The sequence below is a fragment of the Oceanirhabdus seepicola genome (genome assembly GCF_023684385.1).
Lineage (GTDB): Bacteria > Bacillota > Clostridia > Clostridiales > Clostridiaceae > Oceanirhabdus > Oceanirhabdus seepicola.
Genome location: NZ_JAGSOJ010000001.1, coordinates 722,882 through 743,860, shown reverse-complemented (window position 1 = coordinate 743,860; position 20,979 = coordinate 722,882). Strand labels below are relative to the sequence as shown.

The window sequence follows — 20,979 nt, the reverse complement described above, 5'->3', positions numbered from 1 at the left end:
TCCTTTGATTTCAGAGGGGATGTATTGTTTTGTTTTATGGAAGCAGCGTATGAAGAGCTTCTTGAGTCTATGATGGTTGGTTACTTTTTACATTGGGAGGATATATTTATATGAAAAATTCAAAAATAGCAAAGAAGAGTGTAATAATTATATCTATTATATTTAATATTGTACTCTTAAATTTATATATAAATATGAAAGAAGAAAAGGAAAAACTATTAAAAAATAATGATTTTTTCTTGAGATATAGTGTTATAAATATTTCGGAAAGTACCAATAGGATATTGGATGATTTAAACAAAGAACTTGTTGAAAGTCAAAAGATATATTCTAATGAAAAAGAAGACCGTAGATTTGTAATGAAAAAACTTGAAGAAACTGAGAGTGAGTTATGGTCTATAAGTAGTGAAAGTGGTGAATGGAGAAGAGTAAATCCTAATTTTTCTATAGACTTGATGGAGCTATTTTTCTACTTAAATGAGTTTGAAGAATATTTTAAATGCCATTATGGTTCTGTAGATGAAAAGCATCTAGCTAATTTTGAAGAAATTACGAAAATTAATTTAGGAGTAACTTTCTCGATTTATGAAGAGAGCAAAGCATTACCTAAAAAACCTAGTAAGTATATAATAGATACTTTTGGAAAACTTGAATATAAATGTAAGGAAGCTATCGATGCAATAGAAGCGGATAAGAAAAGTAATAAGGAATATTAGCAAGTTTTAAGGGAGGAATATAAATTAATGAAAACTAATAAAATCAAAAGCATAGCGTTAATATGCAGTACAATTATTATTGCCAGTTCTATATTTTCATGAGCGAATAGTAAACAAGCTCAAAGCACAAATTTAGAATCTGAAGTTAATAAAAGTCAGCAAGAAGTAAAAGAAAGTATAAATAGGCAACTATCAGATGAACAATGGATTGAGGATATTGATTATTTTGCAACTGAGTTACCTAAAAAACATAAGAACTTATTTTTTAATATTACCAAAGATAATTTTGAAAAACAAATAGAAAATTTTAAAAAAGAAATACCATATTTAAATGATGATCAAATTAAGATTGGTTTTTATAAGATTGTTGCTTCTGTTGGTGATGCTCATACAAGCATTAGATATGGAGTTGGAAAGAAATTTCCACTGAAATTTTACTGGTTCGAAAAAAATATATACGTAACAAACACTAGTAAAAACTATGAAAATATTTTATATAACCAACTTGTAAGTATTAATGGAAAAAATATTGATGATGTTATTGAAGAAATTACCAAAATAATCTCACACGAGAATTCGCAATGGGTTAAAAGTAACTTACCCAGATATATAGGTTTGCCTGAAATATTACATGGATTAAATTTACTTGAAAATACTGAGAGTGCGATTTTCACTTTTAAAGATTGTGAAGGCAATTTAGTTAATATTGATATTAAATCGCAAGCTATGGAAGAAAACACTGAATGGGTAATAAATGATAATAAAGAGATGCCTTTATATAGAAAAAATTCAGATCAAAATTATTGGTACGAATATTTACATGATTCAAAAACATTGTATTTTAAGTATAATGTTTGCTATGAGATGGAGGATAAACCTATAGATGAGTTTAGAATAGAATTATTTGATGTACTTAATGAAAATCAAGCAGAAAAATTTGTTATAGATTTGCGCAATAATTTTGGAGGCGATGAACAGTATCTGAGAAGTTTCATTGATAGGATTTTTGTAGTAGAGAAGCAAATGAATGAGGCAGATAAATTATTCGTTATAATTGGTAGAGACACAATTTCTTCAGGTTTACAAGGAGCTATTTATGCTAAGAAAAATACAAATGCCACTTTAGTAGGGGAAGGTACTGGTGGCAAACCCAATCATTATGGTGAGACTAAAAGGTTTTCTTTAGAAAATTCTAACATAACAGTTGCTTATTCATCAAATTATTATAAACTGATTGAAGATGATCTGGATTCACTAAATCCAGATATTAATGTAGAAGTAACTATTAAAGATTATATGGAAAACAGAGATCCTGTACTTGAAAGAATACTAAATAAGACACCCTAGAGTTCTCAGCAGGGTGACAGGCACCTGTCGAAAACAAAAGTGGATAGACTTAAAAAGTGTAATGTGAGTGCTTTGCTAGGAAACCCTAAGATTAAAAAACTCCCTGCTCAAGCAGGGAGTTTAAACAACCAAAACATAATTTTTTTTTAAAAGTATTCTCAAATATTTCGTCTACTTTCTCAGTATCTTCTGATATAGCTAATATAATGTAGTTTCCTTTTGTTTTTAATAGGTGATTTTCAACCATTTCATAGTTCTTTGGAACATAGTTTTCAAACCTCATTAAATGGAATTGAGAGGAGTTTGTACCTTTCGTACAAACTGTGGTGATACAAGAATCGTAAAAAAACTTTAATATAAAACTATCCTTCCTGGTATAATCTATGATATAACCATTATTACAATATTATATGTCAAGTGATTCTGTACGCTATAACTATCTGTTAAATATAACGTAATTCATTTTTACTTGTCCATGTAAAATCAATTATTGCTCCTTCTATAGTGGTCTACAACATCCTGCCAATAAGCATACTCTTTATAGCTACGTTTATCAGATAAAATTGAACTGTATTTATCGTTTAAATATTCTCCAATATATGTTGTTGCTTTTTCAGCACCGAAAACATTCATATGGTCTCCCTTATCTCTGAAATCTCTTGAGAAATCAATATCGAAATTAATTTTTTTAACATTAAGGTCAATAAATGGTATATTGAAACCCTTTGATAAATCCTTAATGAAATTGTGTTTTGCATAATTCCATGAAGATGCACTAGGCAGTTCTAGAAAAACTATTTCAATATTATTCATTCTACATGTCTCAATAAAGTTTTTAAGTTGTCTTAGATTTCGCTTAGGTATAGGTAGAGGGTTTGCATTTTCATTACCCATGTAATTGACAGCCTGATATTTGTTAATCTGATTGGAATGAACAAAACCTTTAGTTATATCATATTTTTTAGTTCGATCAGGTATTGTATAAAAATCACTTAATCTAAGTTCTTTCCATCTTACATGAAACACAAAAGGAGCAAACAAAAAATTGGAATCATTAATAGCTTTATTTCTTTTTTCATAAAGGCAGTCAACTTCAAGGATAGCTACTTTTGGTGCCTGAGTCTTAAGTGTTTTCTTGAGCAAACAATTTATATCACCAATTGTCTGCAATGCAGTACCAGAAGTGTATGATGTATAACCATACTTCTTAAACAATTTTGCAGGTGCAAATCCAGAATAAATATCCGAATTTCCATATAGCATTACATCAATTGAATTCCTAGGCTCAGCAAGAAAACCCATACCTCTATAATAGGTTGTACCACCAGAATCATGAATTGATTTTGGAGAAAAAATAAGGCATAAATATACATACAAAATAGCTGTAACCAAAAAACAGCAAGAAACAGTTAAGATGATTTTTACTTTTTTCATTAGAAACCTCCATAAATAGGATCAGGTGGAACATAGCCTAACCCGTATGCACCGAAAATAACTACAATACAAAACATACAAAAGCAAATCCAGTATTTCTTATAAGATGAAAGAGCATCAAATTTGTTTTCTATATTAACCCCTTTTAACTTCATAACTGCAGAAAGCAATATTACTATAAATGAAAGGACAAAAATCATCAAATCTTTATGGTCTATAACGCTAAGAAGGTGAAACACTGCACCTTTTGAAAAAATAGAACCTATCATCTGACGAAAAACAAATAAGTTTTCTGCACGAAACATAAGCATCCCTATACCAACAAGTAAAAGCGTTTTTGTGATTCTAAATCCTTTGATAAGCCTATTTTCAGAATCTATATTATTCTTTATTAATACTTTATCTACAAAAGGTGAAATCAAATTAAATATAATCATAAGTACAAAATAGTAAAGTCCGTAAAGGATATATTTTGAACTAGCACCATGCCAAAGTCCAGTTAAAAACCAAACAAAAAACAAGGGAATTGTTATTGTTAATAAGTTAGCAAAAAAAGTTGGCAGATTCTTTACTAGGTTCATCAATACTCTGGAAGTTGAAATAGGGTAGAAAATGTAATCACGAAACCAACCTCCTAAAGAGATATGCCATCTACGCCAAAAATCTCCTACATTTAATGCCAAGAATGGCATTTCAAAATTCTTAGCCAGTCCAATACCAAATATTTTAGCCACCCCAGTTGCTACATCTATATATCCAGAGAATTCACCATACAATTGTATTGTATATGTAATCACGCCTAGAATAACCGTGAATCCACCATAAGATTCATGGTTTTTAAAGACCGCATCGGATATAATAGCAGCACGGTTTGCAACCATAAATATTTTGAACATTCCCCAAAACATACGCCCGATACCGTTATATAGGTTATTAATCTTAATCTGCTCTCCACTTGTCATCTGAGATATGAGAGAATCATATCTTCCAAAGGGTCCTTCGTGCATTTGTGGAAAAAAACTTATAAATAAAGCTATTTTTAAAATATTTTTCTCAGCTGGAAACTTACCTCTTAAAACATCAACTACATAACTAATTGACTGTAAAGTATAATAAGATATTCCAAGTGGCAGAGCAATTTTTATTACTGGAGCTGAAACAGTTATTCCTAACCAGCCAAGTATCCCCGTACTTGATGATGCAAAGAAATTAAAATACTTTAAAGTTAATAGAATCCCTATATTAATAATCACATATAATGCTAAAATAATTCGTTTTTTATTTTTAATTTTTGCCTTCAGTTGTTTTCTTTCTTTTTTTATAAGTCCTTCAAAATTGTATTTTTCAGGAATCTTATCTATTATTATCGCTGCAGAATATGATGTCAAAATAGTCACTATAAGAAATATTGTTCCAAATCCACAGAAAATCCCGTAGAATACAAGACTTGACCCTAGTAATATAATATAACGCTGTTTGTATGGACAAACAGCATAAATTATAGTAGTTACAATGGTAAAAATTATTAATAATATTAGAATAAAATATGCCATATCAATTATTCACCATCAAGGGATATTACTAGCTTATATATATTTTCTACTGAATTGAAATTTTCAGGTATAAGATGAATTGGTGTTATTTCAATTTCAAACTCATAGTTAAGCCTTGCTACAAGCCCTGCAATATTAAGTGATGTTAATATTTTACCGTCTACTAAATTAGTTGCCTTTTTGTAATCTACTCCTGGTATTATTTTTGAAAGAATCTCATATATTTTTTCCATTTTTATCTACTCCTTTTAATTTAAAATAATATTTTTTATTTGTTTTCTGTCTATCTTTCCATTTGGGTTTTTAGGGAAAATTTCAAAAGCTTTATAATCATGTGGCCGCATATATTCTGGTAGTGATTTTTCAGAGTTTAATTTAAGAACACTTGTAATCTGTTCATCACCTTCATAAGCTAATATTAACTTGTCATTTTTACTGTCATAAATACAAATAGTCAACTCTATTCCTTCTACCGCTCCGAAAGCCGCTTCTATCTCTCCTGTTTCAATACGATAGCCCATATGTTTTATCTGAAAATCTTTTCGACCTATATACTCAAACTCTCCATTTTCATTTTGTCTAACCAAGTCACCTGTTTTATAAACTATTTCTTGATAATCATTGTGTAAAGGATTTTGCACGAATGCCTCAGCAGTCTTTTCTTTATTATTGTAATATCCCTTAGCAATAAACGGCCCAGAAGCATAAAGTTCTCCCTCTAATCCTCTTGGTACTTCAGCTGCTTTTTCATCAAGGACAAACAAACGACAGTTACTGCAAGGTATGCCTATTGGTAAAGTCTGTGTTTCTAAAAACTCACGATTAACAATGTAATATGCACATATATCTGTGGTTTCTGTAGGCCCAAAAAGATTAGCATACAATAAATGTGGAAAATACTTTTTCCAATAATTAAGATATTTTACGGGCATAACCTCTCCAGCAAACAACACTTTTTCAAGATACTGAGGTTTACAATATTTAAACAAATCAAATTTGGTGACAATTCCTAGAGCTGTTGGAACCCAATAGATTGCATTTATCCTACGTTCATTCATAAATTCAACAAGCTTTACAGGGAATGTGAAAAACTCCTTAGGAATCATCTGGTATGCACTTCCTGTAAAAAATGATGCAAACATATCAGTAACTGACATACTAAAATAAAGAGGTGTCTGTGAACCGAATACAGTTTGTTCATCTATCTTAAAACATGTAATAAACCAATCAATATAACTGATAACATTCAAATGAGTAAGCAAAGCACCTTTTGGACTTCCTGTTGAACCTGATGTAAATATTGAATATGCAGGGTCAGTTGAAAGAATCTGAGAACGAACTTTTTCAAGCAACTCACTATTTATTTGGGTCTTCATAATTTTTTCAAAATCCATCTTATACAATTCTACTTCAAAACGATTAACAACCTCATGGAATTCTGATTCATAGATAACTGCTGCTGGTGAAAGAGTGTCCATTATTTTTGCGAGTCTTTCAAAAGGCGTATCACAGTCAAGAACTACATAAAAATTCCCGCTATACAAGACTCCTAACATAGCAGCAGTAACATTAATATTACGTTTCATAAGAATTGCAATAGGGTTTTTTATAAAACCAATTTCTGCAATTGTAGTACCTATTACTCTAGCCTTTTCTTGTAGAGCTTTATAGGTAATCTCAGAATCACTATCACCAACAGCAATATTTTGAGGATACAAGCTTACTGTTTTATCAAAAAAATCAAGTATTGTTTTATTCATCTGATTACTCCTTCATAAATTTGATCTATTATAGGAAATACATCATTATTCTCACTGCAAATAGATATGACAATTTTTTCAAAAATGTAACTATTAATATAATAATTATTTATTTTTTCATTTTCAGAAAAAATTGGTTTATTACCAGGAATATTCTCTATATCCTTTATTGGTGTTACATCAATTGTATTAATAGGATAATCTATTCCTCTTCCCATACATTTTATATAGCTCTCTTTTCTTGTCCATATCACGGTAAATGCAGTATTTCTATCTTTTGATGATTCAATATATTTTCGTTCTTTATGGGTAAAAAAATATTTTGCGATATTACTATTAAAATCTTGTACCTCTTCGCAATCAACACCAATACTGAATTGACGCTCAGCGGCGATAACAATATACTCCCCTGCGTAGGAACGACTTACTGAGATATCTGGATAATCCTTAAAGTAAGGTTTTTCTCCGATACCTCCGCTAAAATTCGAAACAGGAATACCAAAGCTGATGGCGGCAAATTGGGAAGCAGATTGTTCCACTGCCAAAAATCGTTCTTTTGTTAGTTTATCAGTAAAAAGTGCAACACGATCTTGTCTTTCTTTGGGGATTAAAGATATTTTTAATTGTTCTGCATAATTTACATCAATATCTTTTATTATTGCTAATGCTTTCACAATCTCACCTCCAAGCTTTGAACATAGTTTAACAGCTTAACATTAAAATTATCTCAAATCAACATTAAAATTTCTTAAATGTAACATTAAGATTTCTTAATGTTACATTTAAAACAAAGAAACAATATTAAATATTTCCACCTAACAGTTCTGCTCCATATGAAAAAAAGTTGAACTTTCCTATCATAAAAAAAAGATTGCTTCTTAAGCAATCTTTTCATATATATAATTTATTTACATACTTCAATGATATATTTTCCTATAATATCACTATTTACAATATAACTGCTATGGGTGTGATACTTAAAGATTTTTAATACACTATTTTTTATGTTTTCTTGAATTAAGCAAAGATGATTTTTTGTAATAACATCAAAACTTCCACCTGTTATATAAGTGGGTATTTTTATTTTTGAAAGGTCAGATATAGATATATCCGGTTCATTTAACATCATTCTAACTTTTTGAGATTTTTTAATGCCATACACTAACTTCATGAAAAGTCTTGCGTAAGTTTTTAACCCTTTGGGATTGATATTAGGACCGCTTACAATAAGCTTTGAAAATAAATCAGGATATTGTGATGCAAGCATAAGCCCTACAATTCCTCCATCACTAAAACCATAGTATACTGGACTTTTGATATTAAGCTGATTAATAAACTCATAAATATCATCAGCATGATCTTTATAATGCAGTTCCGATACCTTTGAGCTGTTACCATGTTCTCTAAAATCAATAGCATATACAGTGAAATATTCTTGAAGAAGTGAAACAGAACGATTAAAAATCTCGTGTGTTTCACCATTCCCATGAAGCATAATCAAAGGATTGCCAAAACCAATTCTTTGATAAAACAAAGTAACTTCGTTAATTTTTATAAACATATTCTTATTCCTTTTCTGTTAGTGGGAATGTAATTTCATATACTACAGAAAGCCCCTCCAACTTTTCTTGTAAAAGCTCAATTGTTCCCCTGTGGGCAGTTACAATTTTCTTAACTATAGCCATTCCAAGTCCAGAACCTTTAAGTTCACTGCGTGAAGAATCACCCATAGAAAATGGATTAAATATGATTTTCTTCAACTCATCAGTAATTCCAACACCATTGTCACCGATACGAATAATACAGTTATCCTCCTGTTTTTCTAGAACAAATGAAATAATTGTTCCTTTCTCATTATATTTTACAGTGTTTGAGATAATATTTTCAAACACACGCTTAATCTGAAATACGTCAAGCATACAGAAAATACCTTCATCTGGTATTTGTATATCAAGCTCAAACCCAAAAAATACTAGCTCGTTATACTTATCAATGAGATAGTTTCTTGAAAATTCACAGATATTTGTTTTTACAGTCTCTATTTTAAAATCTGGTCTTTCAAGCTTGCTGTATTCGCTAAATGTATTAATAAGCTCTGCAAGCGAATTAGACTTTTTGTATATGGTATTAAGATAATCACTACGTTCGTTGTCGTTTACTTTTTTATCAACAACGGCTTTTGCATAACCTTGAATAACAGTTATAGGTGTTTTTAAATCGTGAGAAATATCAGCTAGCATCTTTTGTTTTTCTTGTTCAGCCCCAACACGCTTTTTCTCTGTTTCGTGTAATTTTAAAGCCATATCATTGAAGTTATGACAAATTTCTTCGAATTCTCTTGGTCCTTTGTATTCAATAGTTTTATCAGTTTTACCTTTTGCAATGCTCTCTATTGCATTGCTTAAAAGCAAGAGAGGTTCTTTTACTTTTTTGTTAAGGCTGATAACAAAAAGTAATACTGCAACAATAAAGAAAATTATATATCCATATCCAATATATTTAATAATCTTCATAGAAGATTTAGAATCTGTAATGTTACGACAAAAAACCACATTATAGATTTTCCCACTGTTCCCTGTATAACTTAGCTTTGAAATGTTAAATTCATTTTGGTATCTGCCCGTTAAAAGGTTAAAGTCAAACTCTGAAAGTTTTTTTTCTATATTTGGAACATCTGAAAATAAAATGTTAAAATCACTATCAGCTATTGTATTTGATTTTATAGTATTATCGTCATTATCTACTGTTTCATATGCCACATTAATGTATTTATTATTATCTTGACCCACATATTCATTTATTGATATTGTAAGTCCAACTTCAGTATTTGGAATCAAATCTACTTGTTCCTTACTTAAATTAAAATATTCAGCGCCTTTACTTCTGTAAATTACATTGTTATTTTCATCAAAAACAGCAAAATAACCATCTTCTCCGAGTAATCGTTCTCTCTGAAAAGAATCATAATTACCCTTAACAAAAAGCTCTTTATTGTCCTTAATGGGAACAGAATAATCATTTGAGAAATGGGATAATACTACAGTGATACCGATAAGACACACACCAATAAGAACTGTTAAAACAATCACAGTAAATATGATAAAATTACGGACAATTATCCCAAAAAATCCGAATCTTTTTCTACTTATCTTCAATTTTATATCCCAGACCTTTCACAGTTTTTATATATTGATTTCCATTTTTATTAATTCCAATTTTTTCACGCAGGTGAGATATATGGACAGTTACAGAATTATCATCAGTTTCAAAATATTCGCCTTTTATATGCTCGCTTATCTGTACTTTGGAAAAGATTCGTTCAGGTACATTCATTAAGAGTGCGAGAATTTTAAATTCTGTAGCTGTTAATGGGATTTCTTTTTCCTGCTTAACCAGTCGGCAGTTGTTTGTGTCAAGGGTTAAATCCCCCAGACTCAAAACTCCACTGTCTCTTTCATTTCCACTTAATTTATAATGCCGTCTTAGAGCAGCATTTACCCTTGCAACAATTTCAAGAGGATTAAATGGCTTTGTGATGTAATCATCAGCACCGATATTAAGCCCTAAAATTTTGTCAATGTCCTCATTTTTGGCAGATAAAATTAGAACAGGCATATTATTGTTTTTTCTTATTTCACGTGTAAGTTCATAGCCATCCATTTTGGGCATCATAATATCAAGAATTGCAAGGTCAATCTTATTTTCTTTTATTAATGAAAGACCGTCAAGCCCATTATCTGCAATGAATACCTCGTATCCCTCAACCTCAAGATATAATTTTATTACTTTTGATATTTCAGAGTTGTCCTCAGCAACAAGAATTCTGTTATTCATACTATTCCCCTTTACATTTTCTATTTTAGATTCTAATAAATATTTTTATTTATTATAGCACATAGAATACACTATAGAAATATTATTATCATAGAATTATATCCTGTAAATGAGAATGCAACCTTCTAAAAAATTAATTACTCTAATTAAGCATTAAAAAGTTTGACATTAGCAAAATTCATCTGTTTTTAGTAAAGGTAAAGGGTTACCTGCTTTTTTCCAGAACTATTATGCTAATGGTGAATTAGTTAAACGTGGTGAACCAAGAAAAAATCAAATAATAAAAAAGCTCCCTGCATAGCAGAGAGCTTATAATGTACTGTTTTATTTTAAAGTATTCTCAAAGATTTCGTCTATTTTCTCAACATCTTCTGATATAGCTAATATAATGTAGTTTCCTTTTGTTTTTAAAAGGTGATTTTCAACCATTTCATAGTTCTTTACAACATAGTTTTCAAATGCTTGTAATTGAGTTTCCACACGCTTTTCTAGTGCAGCCGTTAAGTCAGGTATCTTTGATTCGTCTTTTGCTTTTAGGATAACTAACTCTCTAGCATCAAGATTTATCATAGCACATTTAATAATTCCTTCTTCAACATCTTCTGGATTAATACCATATCCTTCTATCATTGACTTAGAAAGCTCGTCCATTTCCTCGCTTGTTAAATCTAATTCCATTAATCCCTCTAAATCAAACTCTCCCTCAATAGCAGTTACAATATCCTTTACTGGGACATTAGGTACTTTAGCTTCTTCCTTTCCACATCCAACTAATGAAAAAACACATAAAAATGCTATAGCTAAGCTTAATATTCTTTTCATTTTAATTCCTCCTAAGTAAATTATTTTATAAAGATAAATCTTTTGTTTTGATTATCTCTAAATGATTACAATACTTATACGTAGAGATTTTTAAAAAGTTAGGGTATTTATAAAAAAAATTTATATATTCGATTTTAGGATAAAAATTATCCACAGTGAGAAAATAATATTGTGAAGTTTTTTTTGTTTTTAGATAGCGTAGTTCAATAATTACTGAAAAGGAGAAAACAAATGAAGAAGCAGTTTGTGAATGAATTAAAGGATAAAATGAATATTAAATCTTCTTTTATGATAGTTAAAAAGTTGGCAAGAGAAGAAGGAAATCTTATTGCTTACATAGGGGACAAGACTGGGGATGTTAAGGCAACCATCCCAGATGAAAGAAATTCTTTAGAAGTAGGAGATATAATATACATTAAAGGGAAAATGGATGGTAGTATTAAAGCACAACATTTTAAAAAAGAAGAAGAATATAATCTTGAAGACTATCTTCCATCAATTGGTAGACCTATAGAAGATATAATTGAAGAAATGAGAACTCTATCAGAGGAAGTATTTAAATGTGAGGAATGTAAAGCGTTAGATGAGTATTTCTTTAACAATAATGATTTCTTAGAGAAGTTTAAAAAAGGAATTGGAGGATTAAGACAGCATCATAATTATTTAGGGGGACTTGCTGAACATTCCTTAAATGCAATGTATATAGCAAAAACTCTTGCTGATAGATATGACTGTAGACATAAAGAAATTGCAGTTTTAGGAGCTAAACTTCACGACATTGGAAAGATTGAGGAGTATTTTACTAATGGGCCTTTTTCAGTTACGATGTTAGGTGAAATGGAAGGGCATATTGTAACTGGAAATGCAATGATAGAAGAGGCTTTTAGAGTAGGTGGAGACATCTATAGTGAAGATTTTAAAATGAGAATGAAAAGTTGTATACTTCAACATCATGGAAAGGTTGAATATGGATCGCCAAAGGTTCCAAAAACCGAAGAGGCATATATAGTCCACTTAGCTGATTATGTAGATGCAATAATGAATAAAATAGAACAGGTAAGAAACATAACTGAACCAGGTACATGGTCTGAGTATGATAGGCGCATAGGAACAAAATTATACATGTAAGTAGATTGTGAAATTAAAACCAGAAAAAGTCTAAATTAAAAGCTATCAAAGTGCTGTTAGGAGAGCATTTTATAGCTTTTTTTTGCAATCAAGTTATTTGGTTATAGAAAAAAACTATAGTTAAAGTTTCCTTTATATAAGTTTTCTATAGTAATAGAATTAGTCCATTTACTGTGCTATAATTTGCCATGCTGTAATAAATATTGAATATAATTACATATAAAGGAGACAAAATTATAATGAAGTTAAAAAAATTAATTAGTATACTTCTTATAGGTGGAATGGTATTTTCTTTAGCATCTTGTTCAAATACAGAGAAGAAAAAAAATAATCAGTCTACTATAAAAGAGCAAGAAGTTAAAAATGAATTAGAAGATAAGGTAGTTATTTATTCTACTCATGGAGAAGCAATGTTAGAATTAGTAGCTAGTGAATTTGAAAAGGAAACTGGAGTTAAAGTTGAATTTATCAACTTGAAAGGCGAATTAGCTGATAGAGTTCGTGCTGAGAAAGAGAATCCACAATCAGATGTTATGTTTGGAGGAGCTTCTTCATTATTCATGGATTTGAAGAAAGAAGATGCTTTTGAACCTTTTGAACCAACTTGGGGACCAAAATTGGACTCGTTATTTAAAGATAGTGAAAACTACTGGTTTGGAACTATTAAAACTCCAGTAATGATGTTCTATAATAAGGATGTTATATCTACTGAAGATGCGCCAAAGGACTGGGCAGACTTAGTTGATGAAAAGTATGAAAATCAATTTGTGTTTAGAAATGCTTTATCATCTTCAGCAAGAGCTATGTATTCAGCTCTATTGCAGCAATATGAAAAAAAAGGTGCATTAGAAGAGGGTTGGGAATATATGAAGGCTGTTGATAGAAATACAAAACAGTATTATGGCAGCGGGTCATTAATGATGCAAGCATTAGGTAGAAAAGAAGCGGGTATCAGCTTTGCACCTCTAAGTAATATTATTGATAATAAGGTGAAAAATAATATTCCTCTTGAAGTAATTGATGCTGAAAGTGGGTCACCAGTAATAACAGATGCAATTGCAGTTATTAAAAATGCACCACATCCAGAAGCTGCAAAGGCATTTGTAGAATTTGCAGGTAGTGAAAAAATTCAAAGTATGTTTGCAAATGAGTTTAATCGTATGCCAACTCATCCTGATGCAATTGCTAATTCACCAGAGTGGATGAAAGACATTACTTTCAAGGTAATGAATGTAGATTGGGCAGATATTGCTGCAAAGCAATCTCAGTGGATGCAAAAATGGGATACAGAAGTTAAAAATACAGAAAAAGATCCTAAATAGATGAAAAAGATAATAAAGGGTAGTGTACTATCAATTTTAGTATTATTTATTTTATATCCTGCACTTAAAACACTTATGGTCAGTGTTCAAACTGACCTAGGTGTTTCTTTTGCTAACTATAAGTATTTATTTGTAACAGAAGGGTATTTAACTGCTATGAAAAACACACTTCTGCTAGGATTTTTAACAGTAATTGTTTGTGGTGGTGTAGGCACTTTCCTAGCATTTTTTGTTCATTATTTTGATGCCCCTTATAAGAGGGTGTTGGATAAAATATTATTATTACCACTTGTAATGCCGGGATTAATTATAGTTTTTGCTTTTGTTCAACTCTATGGTGAAAGTGGTTTAGTGACTAAAACTTTGGAAATGACATTTAAGTTGAAGGAGCCTCTTTATCATTTTTCAGGCTTAAAAGGAATATTACTGGTACATGCATATACTCAATATGTTTACTTTTATATGAACGTATCTGTAGCAATAAAACAATTGGATCGTTCTGTTATTGAAGCAAGTAAGAATTTAGGGGCTTCTTCGTGGAAAATGTTTTATACAATTATAATACCTTTTATAACACCAGCTTTAATTGGGTCTAGTATACTTACCTTTATGACCGGTGTTGGCTCCTTTTCAGCACCAAGTATTATTGGTGGAGGCTTTAAAGTAATGACCACACAAATACTATTGGCAAAGGCTAATAGATATTTAGGATTAGCAGCTGCTCAAGTGGTGGTTCTTTCAATATTTGCAATGACTTATTTAGGTATTGCTCGATATTATGAAAGAAAAACTTCGCTTGTGACGTCTAGTAGAGGAACTAATATAGAACCAGTTAAGTTTAAGAACGGCATATTTAGAGGAATTATGTTTATTGTAGCTATTCTTCTGGTATTGATGATTATATTGCCAGTGCTGACAATTGTGCTGCTTTCTTTTGTAAAGCCTGGAACATGGATGATTGAGATATATCCGAAGGAGTTTGGGATCGATAACTATTTAAAGATTTTTTCGAAAACTCGTAGTTTTGCTCCTTTTGGAAACAGTCTAAAAATGGCTCTATTGGTATGCATAGCTACAGTGAGTGTAGCAATACCTGCTGCATATATAACTACAAAAACCAAATCCATAACAAAACCGATTATTGGATTTTTAGTTATGCTTCCTTTTGCCATGCCTTCAAGTGCAATTGCCATAAATATGATAAATGGATTCAGCAAATCTTTAGTTGGAGAATGGATTCTATTGCCTTTGGCATACTTTGTGAGCTTGTTACCATTGATGGTACGTTCTACAACTCTGTCATATGAACGGTTAAATGATGAATATAGTGATGCTTCAAAAAATTTAGGAGCAACAGGAACTCATACTTTTTTTAGAGTAGTATTGCCTTTAATCGCACCAGGTATTTGGGCTGGTCTATTATTAGTGTTTATTAGGAGTTTAGGGGAATATACAATTTCAGCATTTCTTTATACTGTTTCAAATAAGCCACTTTCAATTGCCATGGTAAATGGTATTTTTGAATATGAAATTGGCCTTGCAATGGCATATGGAAGCTTAGTGTTGTTATTGACTTTTGCAGGTGCAAGCTTAATAAGAAAATTGCAAACATTCATGGAATAAGGCATATTCTAATTTCAGAATATAAATATTACGAGGAGATTTGAAATGAAAATAGATAGTTATACGCATTCAGTAAAAATTGAAAATGAGGATTGTTTTGGTGTGACTGCTACAAGTGCTTTTGTAATGGATGGTGCATCGTCTCTTAGCGATTGTCATTTTACTCCCGCTTTAAATGATGTGGTATGGATGAGAAATTGGTGGCAAAATTATTTGCTAGAGCATTTGGATGATTTGGAAACACCCTTAATTAAACTGTTAGAGCAGGGTGTTAAAGATATTAATGAGGAATTTTCTGAGTATACTCCGGTTGAAAGTTTGTCAAAGTTGGAACAAGTATCTGCAAGCATCGCAATTGTTAGAAAAAATAAAAACTTCATGGAATGTTTTGTCCTAGGAGATGTTGAGATATCTCTGAAAAGAGAAGGTCAATCAGTAGAGGTGTTAACAGATGAAAGGATTAAACCCCTGGACCAAAAAGTAATCCAATTTATGTCTAAAAATACGAATCGATTAAATAAATGTGTATTTAAAGGATTTACAGAAGAGGAATTGGCACTATTAAAGAAAAATCGTATGAAGATGAATACTGAGAATGGATATTATATTTTGAGTCATGATGAAAGCGCAATTGCTAATGGCATTTATAAGAGATATCCCCTTGATTATTGGTCTAGCTGTCTATTAGCAAGTGATGGGGTAAGTATTTTGGACAAATATTATCCTCGTAGTGAATTAATGGAGTTAATGAGAACAAAAGGAGTCAAAAGTCTTATTGAAGTGTTGAGAGGATATGAGGGTGAAGATGAAAAAATGGTATCTTTAAGACGTTTAAAGGCTCATGATGATGCCACTGCAGTCTATATAGAGTATTGAATATGTCTAATTAGAACTGCCAGATTGAAGAGTTAAAATTGATTATTAAGAGGTGGTTAGAATAAATATTCAATTAAAAGAGATTAGCCATTATTATGGTGATCAAAAAGCTGTAAATAATGTTTCTTTGGAAATCAAAAAAGGCGAGCTTGTGGCTTTATTAGGTCCTTCAGGATGCGGTAAAACTACATTATTAAAACTAATTGCTGGATTAATGCCTCTTGAACAAGGTGAAATATATCTCAATGAAAATGAAATAAGTACTTGGTCAGTTCAAAAGAGAAATACGGCTATGGTATTTCAAAGCTATGCATTGTTTCCTCATATGACGGTAGAGCAAAACATTGAATACGGACTTAAGATGAGGAAATTGAACAAGGCTTTACGTGGCGAAAAGGTTTTGCAAATAATGGACAAGGTTCAGTTGTCTGATTATGGAAAAAGGAAGGTGCAAGAACTTAGTGGAGGACAGCAACAACGTGTCGCTCTTGCCAGAGCTTTAGTTGTAGAACCTGATGTACTGTTATTTGATGAACCTCTAAGTAATCTTGATGAAAAGTTAAGGCAGTCTATGAGAAAAGAAATTAGAAGTATTCAAAAAGAGCTTGGCATCACCAGCGTATATGTCACTCACGATCAAGAAGAAGCAATGGCTATTGCCGATCGAATTGTTATTATGAAAGATGGAGAAGTTCAGCAAATAGGAACTCCTAATGAGGTTTATGAGCGTCCGAAAAATAAATTTGTTGCTAGTTTTATGGGAAAATGCAACTTTTTTGAAGTTCAAGGGTGCACTAGAATGTGCCGGCCTGAAGAGATAGTTTTATCTCCTGATGGGAGTTTAGTTGGTCGTGTTGAATGGATTGAGTATTTAGGTAGCATTCAGCAAGTGACTTTTGCATGGGAAGGACAGTCTCTAATCTCAGAAAGTTTTACAAAACAAATGAAGCGTTATCCATTTGAAATAGGTGATATGATACGATTCGACTTCGAGTTTGGTGACAGGCACCTGTCGAATCTACAAGAATAATGAAAAGCTATCAAAGTGCTGGCATAAGAGCATTTTGGTAGCTTTTTATCTAGTAGCTGAATATTTATTGAAGATTTTATATAAGGAACATTAACTAAAGATCAAGAATTTTTTTTGATAATTTTTCCCATTCTCTATCTACATTTAGCTCATGAGCTGCCTTGTTAGAATTAATTCTATAGTGTTCTAAATTATTGGCTACCATCTTCACAGATTCTGCGAATGATGTTACCTCAAAATCTTTTGATACACATCCCACATTATAGTCCTCAACAATTCTTTTCATAGACTTCAATGGTGTTACCACAACCCCTAATCTTGCTTGTATGAATTGAAATAGTTTATTTGGCATAGCGTACTCATGATTAGGACATTCAGGTTTTATATGATAAATCCCAATATCATATTTTGACATTTCTAAAACAACAGTTTCAGATGGTATTGGATCTAAAATAAAAACTCTACCACTTAAGTCCTTTTGTATAATTCTATTTTTAAGAAATTCAAGATACTGTAATGAACTTGAAGAGTGACTTGTAATTAAATAAAAATAGAGCTTATAATTTTTAGGCAATAACTCCATCAAATCAATCATATTTTCTAATTTTCTTTCAGGACTAGCACCACCAGTATGGACTAACTTAATTTCTTCAGTATTTTTAATTTGGATAGGTATTTCTGCATATTTAGCTACATTCATTATAGACATAGTATTACTTAAGTTAAATTTCTCTTTATATAAATCAACACATTCTTCTGATACAGAAGTAATTAAATCACATTTATCAATGAAATTATTTAAAATCCACTTTCTTAACTCTCTTTTGAAGTCATCTTCATGATTATAGGAAGCAAAGTGAAGTTCATGCATATCCCCTATTAATCTAACTTTTTCATATTGTTTATTTAATTTCAAATATAAAGAATATGCATGTGGTAATATATAAATATCATTTGCAATTATAGCAATGGATTTATTTAAATCATTTCTTTCCTCTAATTCTTCTAATAATTGTTGTTTCATAACTTCAGCATATCCAATATAGTTTAAATAACATGAATTTGTATTTATCAATAAATATTTATTTAATACTTTTTCCACTATTTTTTCAATGAAGTTATGCTTTGACATGGTTCTGTTCAAAATTGTTGAATGAACTCTTCCGAAAACTGGATAACCTTCATATGGAATCGGAATAACATTTTTATCTAAAACTTCATTTAATCTATTTGAATTACTATTTCTACAACATAAGTAAACAGTAAATTTTTTAGCTAATTGGTTAACTTGATTTTGAATTCTTGAATCATTATCAATTACAGAATGTGTGAATACTATTACAGTAGTAATGGTCTTATCCATTTGTGCCTCCTATATACAAGCTATTTTGAAGTATCTAAAATAATCTTATTAACTTTATTTAAATAATACTTATTAATCCAATCGATTATATTGTTTTTCAAGCTCTTATTTTTTTGGGTTAATCTAAAAATATGTTTTCTTTTTACAATTCCAACTATGCACACTTCTTGATTATATGTTTTTTTTATATATTTACTTATTTCAACTATAAATGGAAGTGTAAAAATTCCATTTGCTATAAGAATTGAGCAATTTTCAGGATTAGCGTCTACAACATCCTTAATAATTTTATTCTGTGCTATTTTAAAATGAACATAATAATCTTGAAACACCATAGTTTTGTTTATACCATAAACTTTACCTACTGTTTTTTGTAAGAATAGGTTACCACCAAAAAACAATCTAACGAATTTGCTCATTTTTGCAAATTTAAAATTTTTTATATTATAAAATTTAACTAATTGATTAGAGTTATTAAGTTGATCGTAGTTATCAAATCTTGAAAAAATTACTTTTTTGAAGTCGTCATATTCTTCTAATACATCATGTAGCATTTCTGATTCTTCAAACTTTTCATCTGAAATTACAATAAGATTGTTCATCTATACTCCTCCTAAATAGCCCTATTTTTAATAGTATACCCATAACTTTTAAATAATTCCGTAGCTTATGAATATGTAACTTAAATTTATCGTATTAAAAAAATAGACTTACACAAATATCCAATATATAATATAAGAGTAATAAAATTCTAAATATTATAAAAATTAACTACATATTAAATAATTATAATATTTAAATCTAAATTTAAAGGGGGAAGATTATGTACAAGTTTCCGGAGAATTTATACACAGATGTAAGAATAGAAAATGTATTTGAATCTACAATCAATTATACAGATGGTATTCTTGATGAAAACAAAGTAAGAGAATATACGGGGGCATTTATAAGAATTTTTGATGGACAAAGGTGGTATTACAAATCTACTACAGATGTAGAGAACATTCAGGATAATATAGATGAATTAAGTAAAATGGCACAGGAAAATGAGAAAATTTTAGAAAATCTTATTGTTAGCAAGTTCCAAGTTAATGAAGATGAGATTCATCAATTTGAGGGATATGAAATCAACAGTGTAAGTCAAAATGACAAGTTAGCTTTAGTTGATGAATTAATACCATTAATCAAAGAAAAAGAAGAAGTTAAAAGTTGGCAAGTTAATTATGTAGATAAGAGAGTGGAAAAAGAATTTTACTCTAGTAAAGGAAGCTCAATAAAACATGATTATCAAGCTGCAGGAGTTATGATTGATTATGCTATTTCATGTGGAGAGAAGAAATTTGAAGATAGTTCAAGCGTTAATTCACATAAGTTTGAGGAACTTAAAGAATTAATAAATAAATTTGAAAAAGATTATAATGAATCAGTTGAATTTGTTAAAAAATCAAAGCCTGTTGAACCAAGGAAATATACAGTTGTTTTATCACCGCAAGTTACTGGGGTTTTCGCTCATGAAAGTTTCGGTCATAAAAGTGAGGCAGACTTTATGATTGGTGATGAAACAATGATGAAAGAATGGAAGATAGGAGCTGAAGTTGGAGCAGATATTCTTTCAATTGTTGATTATGGAGATAATTCTGTTACAGGATATGTACCTTACGATGATGAGGGAACTAAGACAGAAAAGACTTATTTAATTAAGAATGGAGTTCTAAGAGGAAGATTACATTCTTCATCAACTGCTGCAGATTTAAAAGAAGAATTAACAGGCAATGCAAGAGCGAAGGATTTTGAATTTGAGCCAATTGTTAGAATGACTAACACATATATTGAGCCAGGAAATAAAACTAAAGATGAACTAATTGGAGAAATAAAAGAAGGAGTTTATATTAAAGATTTTAAACACGGTTCAGGTATGAGTACCTTTACGATTGCACCTAAGAAAGCTTATATGATAAGAGATGGTAAGATAGCAGAACCTGTAAATGTTTCTGTTATATCAGGAAATGTTATGGAAACTTTATTTAAAATTGATGGAGTTTCAAGTGAATTAAAAATTACTGACAGCGTTTGGGGTGGATGTGGAAAAATGGAACAGTTTCCACTGGCAGTATCATTTGGTGGTCCATATGTAAGAGCAAGAGATATTCAAGTTCATTAAGGGAGAGGAT

Annotated in this window: 20 protein-coding genes; 8 read left to right on the top strand and 12 right to left on the bottom strand. The window is 30.5% G+C overall.

From position 1 onward, the window contains the following. The first annotated feature begins 110 nt into the window (after positions 1-110). Positions 111-716: a hypothetical protein gene (locus tag KDK92_RS03295; RefSeq protein WP_250857623.1), complete on the top strand. Its 606-nt coding sequence runs from the start codon at positions 111-113 to the stop codon at positions 714-716. A 615-nt stretch (positions 717-1,331) separates the two neighbouring features. Further along, positions 1,332-2,063, top strand: coding sequence for a S41 family peptidase (locus KDK92_RS03290; RefSeq protein WP_250857622.1), 732 nt, complete (start codon positions 1,332-1,334; stop codon positions 2,061-2,063). A gap of 91 nt (positions 2,064-2,154) precedes the next feature. Here KDK92_RS03290 and KDK92_RS03285 read toward each other — a convergent pair whose 3' ends face one another. From KDK92_RS03285 to KDK92_RS03240, 10 genes are all read right to left on the bottom strand, one after another. Next, entirely contained in the window at positions 2,155-2,346 is a 192-nt protein-coding gene (locus KDK92_RS03285) for a DUF4358 domain-containing protein (protein WP_250857621.1), read from the bottom strand. A gap of 200 nt (positions 2,347-2,546) precedes the next feature. Then, positions 2,547-3,497 carry a hypothetical protein gene (locus KDK92_RS03280; RefSeq protein ID WP_250857620.1) on the bottom strand — a complete coding sequence of 317 codons (951 nt, stop codon included), beginning with the start codon at positions 3,495-3,497 and terminating at the stop codon, positions 2,547-2,549. After that, positions 3,497-5,050: an MBOAT family O-acyltransferase gene (locus KDK92_RS03275; protein ID WP_250857619.1), complete on the bottom strand. Its 1,554-nt coding sequence runs from the start codon at positions 5,048-5,050 to the stop codon at positions 3,497-3,499. Before KDK92_RS03275 ends, KDK92_RS03280 begins: the two co-directional genes overlap by 1 nt. Positions 5,051-5,055: 5 nt before the next feature. Further along, positions 5,056-5,283, bottom strand: coding sequence for an acyl carrier protein (locus tag KDK92_RS03270; protein ID WP_250857618.1), 228 nt, complete (start codon positions 5,281-5,283; stop codon positions 5,056-5,058). A gap of 15 nt (positions 5,284-5,298) precedes the next feature. Beyond that, positions 5,299-6,810 (bottom strand): amino acid adenylation domain-containing protein, encoded by a 1,512-nt coding sequence (locus tag KDK92_RS03265; protein WP_250857617.1) that lies wholly within the window; start codon positions 6,808-6,810, stop codon positions 5,299-5,301. Further along, the gene (locus KDK92_RS03260; protein ID WP_250857616.1) at positions 6,807-7,484 is read right to left on the bottom strand and encodes a 4'-phosphopantetheinyl transferase family protein; all 678 of its coding nucleotides are present in this window, start codon (positions 7,482-7,484) and stop codon (positions 6,807-6,809) included. Before KDK92_RS03260 ends, KDK92_RS03265 begins: the two co-directional genes overlap by 4 nt. A 230-nt stretch (positions 7,485-7,714) precedes the next feature. Then, positions 7,715-8,371, bottom strand: coding sequence for an alpha/beta fold hydrolase (locus KDK92_RS03255; RefSeq protein ID WP_250857615.1), 657 nt, complete (start codon positions 8,369-8,371; stop codon positions 7,715-7,717). A gap of 4 nt (positions 8,372-8,375) precedes the next feature. After that, positions 8,376-9,965: a HAMP domain-containing sensor histidine kinase gene (locus KDK92_RS03250; protein ID WP_250857614.1), complete on the bottom strand. Its 1,590-nt coding sequence runs from the start codon at positions 9,963-9,965 to the stop codon at positions 8,376-8,378. Further along, positions 9,952-10,644, bottom strand: a complete 693-nt coding sequence (locus KDK92_RS03245; protein ID WP_250857613.1) for a response regulator transcription factor — start codon at positions 10,642-10,644, stop codon at positions 9,952-9,954. Before KDK92_RS03245 ends, KDK92_RS03250 begins: the two co-directional genes overlap by 14 nt. Positions 10,645-10,968: 324 nt before the next feature. Then, positions 10,969-11,466, bottom strand: coding sequence for a DUF4358 domain-containing protein (locus tag KDK92_RS03240; protein ID WP_250857612.1), 498 nt, complete (start codon positions 11,464-11,466; stop codon positions 10,969-10,971). A gap of 231 nt (positions 11,467-11,697) precedes the next feature. Here KDK92_RS03240 and KDK92_RS03235 point away from each other — a divergent pair, with 231 nt between their 5' ends. The 5 genes from KDK92_RS03235 (at position 11,698) to KDK92_RS24765 (ending at position 17,445) form a co-directional block, all read left to right on the top strand. Further along, positions 11,698-12,594, top strand: coding sequence for an HD domain-containing protein (locus tag KDK92_RS03235; protein WP_250857611.1), 897 nt, complete (start codon positions 11,698-11,700; stop codon positions 12,592-12,594). Between the two features lie 239 nt (positions 12,595-12,833). Beyond that, on the top strand, positions 12,834-13,916 hold the full coding sequence (locus KDK92_RS03230; RefSeq protein ID WP_250857610.1) for an extracellular solute-binding protein: 1,083 nt from the start codon (positions 12,834-12,836) through the stop codon (positions 13,914-13,916). Next, positions 13,917-15,539: an ABC transporter permease gene (locus tag KDK92_RS03225; protein ID WP_250857609.1), complete on the top strand. Its 1,623-nt coding sequence runs from the start codon at positions 13,917-13,919 to the stop codon at positions 15,537-15,539. A gap of 45 nt (positions 15,540-15,584) precedes the next feature. After that, positions 15,585-16,415 carry a hypothetical protein gene (locus KDK92_RS03220; protein WP_250857608.1) on the top strand — a complete coding sequence of 277 codons (831 nt, stop codon included), beginning with the start codon at positions 15,585-15,587 and terminating at the stop codon, positions 16,413-16,415. Positions 16,416-16,467: 52 nt separating this feature from the next. Next, a complete protein-coding gene (locus tag KDK92_RS24765; RefSeq protein ID WP_250857607.1) occupies positions 16,468-17,445 on the top strand; it encodes an ABC transporter ATP-binding protein in 978 nt (325 codons plus the stop codon). A gap of 94 nt (positions 17,446-17,539) precedes the next feature. Here KDK92_RS24765 and KDK92_RS03210 read toward each other — a convergent pair whose 3' ends face one another. Together KDK92_RS03210 and KDK92_RS03205 are read right to left on the bottom strand one after the other, a co-directional pair. After that, positions 17,540-18,808, bottom strand: a complete 1,269-nt coding sequence (locus KDK92_RS03210) for a glycosyltransferase family protein (RefSeq protein ID WP_250857606.1) — start codon at positions 18,806-18,808, stop codon at positions 17,540-17,542. 20 nt (positions 18,809-18,828) lie between these two features. Further along, on the bottom strand, positions 18,829-19,410 hold the full coding sequence (locus KDK92_RS03205; protein ID WP_250857605.1) for a hypothetical protein: 582 nt from the start codon (positions 19,408-19,410) through the stop codon (positions 18,829-18,831). Between the two features lie 221 nt (positions 19,411-19,631). Here KDK92_RS03205 and KDK92_RS03200 point away from each other — a divergent pair, with 221 nt between their 5' ends. Next, entirely contained in the window at positions 19,632-20,969 is a 1,338-nt protein-coding gene (locus tag KDK92_RS03200) for a TldD/PmbA family protein (RefSeq protein WP_250857604.1), read from the top strand. Positions 20,970-20,979 lie beyond the last annotated feature (10 nt).